The sequence below is a fragment of the Plantactinospora alkalitolerans genome (assembly GCF_015690345.1).
Lineage (GTDB): Bacteria > Actinomycetota > Actinomycetes > Mycobacteriales > Micromonosporaceae > Plantactinospora > Plantactinospora alkalitolerans.
On the sequence record NZ_JADPUN010000394.1, the window covers coordinates 1 to 4,953 of the forward strand.

Here is a 4,953-nt window from a genome sequence, read left to right on the forward strand (position 1 = left end):
GACCGGGGTCGGCGGCCGGCGCGGGGGCCGGCGCGTGTGCGGCGGCCCGGACCGCGGCGGCGACCGCCGGGGCCACCCGGGAGTCGAACACGCTCGGCACGATCACCGTCGGGTTGAGCTTCTCGGCGCCGACCGCGTCCGCGATGGCCCGGGCGGCGGCGATCGCCATCTCCTCGGTGAACTCCTCGGCGTGCGCGTCGAGCATGCCCCGGAAGACACCGGGAAACGCGAGCACGTTGTTGATCTGGTTCGGCTGGTCCGACCGGCCGGTGGCGACCACGGCGGCGTGCTTGCGCGCCTCCCTGGGGTCCACCTCCGGATCCGGGTTGGCCAGCGCGAAGACGATCGAGTTCGGCGCCATGGCGGCGATGTCGTCGCCGGTGAGCAGGTTGGGGGCGCTGACTCCGATGAAGACGTCCGCGCCGCGCAGCGCCGCGCGCAGGTCACCGGAGAAGCCGCCCGAGTTGGTGTTCTCGGCCAGCCACTGCCAGGCGGGGTTGAGATCGGGCAGCCCGCGGTGCAGGGCGCCCTGGCGGTCGTACGCGATGATGTCGCCGACGCCCTGGCGGAGCAGCAGTTTCATGATCGCCGTGCCGGCGGCACCGGCCCCGGAGACGACCACCCGGACATCCGCGAGCTTCTTGCCCACGACGCGCAGCGCGTTGGTGAGCGCGGCCAGTACGCAGATCGCGGTGCCGTGCTGGTCGTCGTGGAAGACCGGAATGTCCAGCAGTTCGCGCAGCCGGTTCTCGATCTCGAAGCAGCGCGGCGCGGCGATGTCCTCCAGGTTGATCCCGCCGTATCCGGGGGCGATCGCCCGCACGATGGCGACGATCTCGTCCGGGTCCTGGGTGTCCAGCACCACCGGCCAGGCGTCCACGCCGCCGAAGCGCTTGAAGAGGGCGGCCTTGCCCTCCATCACCGGCAGTGCCGCCGCCGGGCCGATGTTGCCCAGTCCCAGTACGGCCGAACCGTCGGTGACCACCGCCACGGTGTTCCGCTTGATGGTCAGCCGCCGCGCGTCGTCCGGGTTCTCCGCGATCGCGAGACAGACCCGGGCCACTCCCGGGGTGTACGCCCGGGACAGCTCGTCCCGGTTGCGGAGAGACACCTTCGGGGTCACCTCGATCTTGCCGCCGAGGTGGAGCAGGAAGGTCCGGTCCGACACCTTCCGGACGTCCACCCCGTCCAGCGCGGTCAACGCCTCGACCACCTGGTCCGCGTGGGACGCGTCGGCGGTGTCGCAGGTCAGGTCGACGATCACGGTGGTCGGGTCGGAGTCGACCACGTCGAGCGCGGTCACGATGGCGCCGGCCTCGCCGACGCAGGTGGTGAGTCGGCCGATGGCCGAGGCGTCCGCCGTCACGCTTATCCGGATGGTGATCGAGAATCCGGCACTCGGCAGTCGCGTGATCGCCACGTGGTCCTCCGTCGTCGTTCTGCGGCCTCGCTGCCGCCGTCAGCATTCTGACCTGTGGCCCGGGGGAGCCATCGCCCGGGCCGGCGTAGGTCGCCAGCGGACGACCGGGGACCACCCTAGGCCGCCCTGGAACAGCCGCCGACGCCAGCCCTGAGCTGGGTGGTACCCCGGGGCGCCGGTACGCCGCGACGGCGGCCGGAGGACCGACCGACCAGTCGGGCGGCATATAGCGGGTGCGCCTGCGGGACGGGCATGTCACGATTGATTGGCACCAGAGCGCACAGTGGCACCAATGGGCGCAAAGGGTGACCAGAGTCCCTCCGGTGCCGCGAGGGTTACGGAATCCTCGGCGGCAACAGGGCGTTGGACACGAGGTGCGCGACGGTGTCGCGGCCCGGTGGGCCCTGCCCGCGGCGAGGAGCCCGGGACGGCGGCGAGGACGCCGGGACAGGACGGAGCTGTCGCGGGACAGCGACGGAGATCAGGAGGAACGCTTGCGAGACCAGGAAAGCTTCGTTCGGCTGGCGGATGAGGACCCCGACGCCATCATCATCGGCGGCGATGTCACCAGCGGCGAGCTGGAACTGGAGGACCGGCAGGCGCTCCGCCGCGTCGCGGGCCTGTCGACCGAACTCGCGGACGTCACCGAGGTCGAATACCGGCAGCTCCGGCTGGAGCGGGTGGTTCTGGTCGGCGTCTGGACGGACGGCACGGTGACCGACGCGGAGAACTCCCTGACCGAGCTCGCCGCGCTCGCCGAGACGGCCGGTTCGCAGGTGCTCGAGGGGCTGATCCAGCGCCGTAACCGGCCCGACCCGGCCACCTACATCGGTCGCGGCAAGGTCGACGACCTCGGTTCCGTGGTCCTTTCGTCAGGTGCGGACACGGTGATCTGCGACGGCGAGCTGTCCCCTTCCCAACTCCGCAACCTGGAGCAGCGCACCAAGGTCAAGGTCGTCGACCGGACCGCACTGATCCTGGACATCTTCGCCCAGCACGCCAAGAGCAAGGAGGGCAAGGCCCAGGTCGAGTTGGCCCAACTCGAATACCTGCTGCCCCGGCTGCGGGGTTGGGGCGAGAGCCTGTCCCGGCAGGCCGGCGGTAGCGGCCGGGGTGGCGGCGCGGGCGGCGGGGTCGGACTGCGCGGTCCCGGTGAGACGAAGCTGGAGACCGACCGGCGTCGGATCCGGATCCGGATCTCCCGGCTGCGTCGCGAGATCAAGAACATGCGGACGGCGCGCTACACCAAGCGGGCCCGTCGGCACCGCAGCGGCGTACCGGGTGTGGCCATCGCCGGCTACACCAACGCGGGCAAGTCCAGCCTGCTCAACCGGCTCACCAACGCCGGTGTACTGGTGGAGGACTCGCTGTTCGCCACGCTGGACCCGACGACCCGCCGGGCGTACGCCGCGGACGGGCGGGTCTACACGCTGTCCGACACCGTCGGGTTCGTTCGGCATCTGCCGCACCAGATCATCGAGGCGTTCCGTTCCACGCTCGAGGAGGTGGCCGACGCCGATCTCGTGTTGCACGTGGTGGATGGCGCCCACCCCGACCCGGAGGAGCAGGTGCGGGCGGTCCGGGAGGTGCTGGCCGAGGTCGGTGCCGACAAGCTGCCCGAGTTGCTGGTGGTCAACAAGTCCGACGCGGCGGACGAGGAGACCCTGCTCCGGCTCAAGCGAGCGTGGCCAGAGGCGATCTTCGTTTCGGCCCGTACCGGCCGGGGTATCGAGGACGCGCGGGCGGCCATCGAGGCCCGGCTGCCCCGTCCGGCGGTCGAGGTGCGGGCGGTCCTGCCGTACGACCGGGGTGACCTGGTCGCCCGGGTGCACCGGCGGGGCGAGGTGCTCGGTACCGCACACCTGCCGGAGGGGACGAAACTGCACGTACGGGTGGACGAGGCGCTTGCTGCGGAGTTGGCGCCGTACCGGGAGGTAGCGGGATGACCGGTCCCGCCTTTGCCCGATAACGTCGGGTTGATCACGCCGCCTCCCCGGTTAACGGCGACAGCATGCGACACTGGTCGGATGCGGCGAGTCCTCTCTTCCGTGCTGGTTGCCTCCGGCGTGCTCGGGTCGAGCCTTGGCCTGGTCGGGGCGAGCCTTGGCTTCGGAGCTGTCGCGGCCTCCGCCGCTGCCGGCAAAAAGGTCTGCACGATCCCCGACGAGCGCCTGACCGAGCTCTCCGGCTTGGTCGGCGCCTCGGGCGGTTACGTGGCGGTCAACGACGGCAGCGAGGATCCCGACCGGGAGCGGGTCTTCCTGCTGGACAGCAAGTGCAAGGTCAAGAAGGCGGTCGCGTACCCCAGCAGCCCGCGTGACCCGGAGGATCTCGCGATCTCCCCGGACAACAAGACGGTCTGGATCGCGGACATCGGCGACAACGGCACCGAGCGCCGGACCAGCGTCGTGCTCTGGAGCATGCCGGTCGCCGGCACCGCCAAGCCCGCGCTGCACCGACTGGTCTTCCCCGGCAACAAGCGACACGACGCCGAGGCCCTGTTGATCGGGGCCGACGGCGTGCCGCTGATCATCACCAAGACGACCGGCAAGGCGGAGATCTTCCGGCCCTCCGAAGCACTGAAGAAGGGCAACTCCGAGGGTGTGCCGCTGGCCAAGGCCGGCGAGATCACCCTGCCCAAGTCCACCACCGCCAACCGGTTCGGTCCGGCGGGCCGGCTGACCATCACCGGAGCGGCCCGGTCACCGGACGGTACCCGGATCGCGTTGCGTACCTACGCGGACGCGTTCGAGTGGGACGTCAAGGACAACGACTTCGTCAAGACGCTGACCGGCGGTACGCCCCGGATGACCCCGCTGGCGGATCCGTTCGGCGAGGCGATCGCGTACACCGCCGACGGCAAGACCTTCCTGACCGTTTCCGACGTCGCCTCGATCGACGAGGAGACGGACGTGACGATCCTGAGCTACACCCCGGCCAAGGTCGTGGCGGCGGCAGCGGCGGAAGGGGGAGCGGGCGGGACGAAGAAGGCCGAGAAGTCCTGGACCGACTCGCTGACCCTGGACGACATCACGTACCTCATCGCCGCGGTCGGCGTCATCGGCGCCGTACTCGTCGGTCTCGGCATCTTCGGGATCGTGCGGGCCCGGCGCCGCCCCCGGGAGGACGGGCTGGGAGCCGCCGGTCCGGACGGCGACGACAACGATCCGAGGGCCGGCCGGGGAGCCGTGCCGGGCGACGATCAGGATGCCCGGCGATCGGGGTACGACAACGGTGACGGGTCGAACTGGGGACCACCGCAGGCCGGCGGTTATGGCGACGGTTACCGCAGCGACCGCCCGGCCGACGACTACGAGCCGGCCGGGCGGGGCAGACCGGCCGGCGGCGTCTACGGTGGCCAGCCGGCCGGTGGCGGCGTCTACGGCGGTCAGCAGCCCGCCGGTGGCGGTGGGACGTACGGCGGCGGACGGCCGTCAGGACGTCCTGCCGGACGGCCTTCCGGCGGCGGGGGCGGTGGCGGGGTGTACGGCGGAACTCCGGCCGCTGGTGGCCCGCCTCCATCGGGGCGCCCC

3 protein-coding genes are annotated in these 4,953 nt (G+C 71.3%); 2 read left to right on the top strand and 1 reads right to left on the bottom strand.

The features are described from left to right. A partial coding sequence (locus I0C86_RS38885; RefSeq protein WP_196206315.1) for an NAD-dependent malic enzyme occupies window positions 1–1,420 on the bottom strand: 1,420 nt, incomplete at its 3' end. Window positions 1,421–1,914: 494 nt separating this feature from the next. Here I0C86_RS38885 and hflX point away from each other — a divergent pair. Continuing rightward, window positions 1,915–3,366, top strand: a complete 1,452-nt coding sequence (hflX, locus tag I0C86_RS38890) for a GTPase HflX (RefSeq protein ID WP_196206316.1) — start codon at window positions 1,915–1,917, stop codon at window positions 3,364–3,366. Between the two features lie 81 nt (window positions 3,367–3,447). After that, the coding region (locus I0C86_RS38895; RefSeq protein ID WP_196206317.1) for a hypothetical protein at window positions 3,448–4,953 on the top strand (1,506 nt) is incomplete at its 3' end.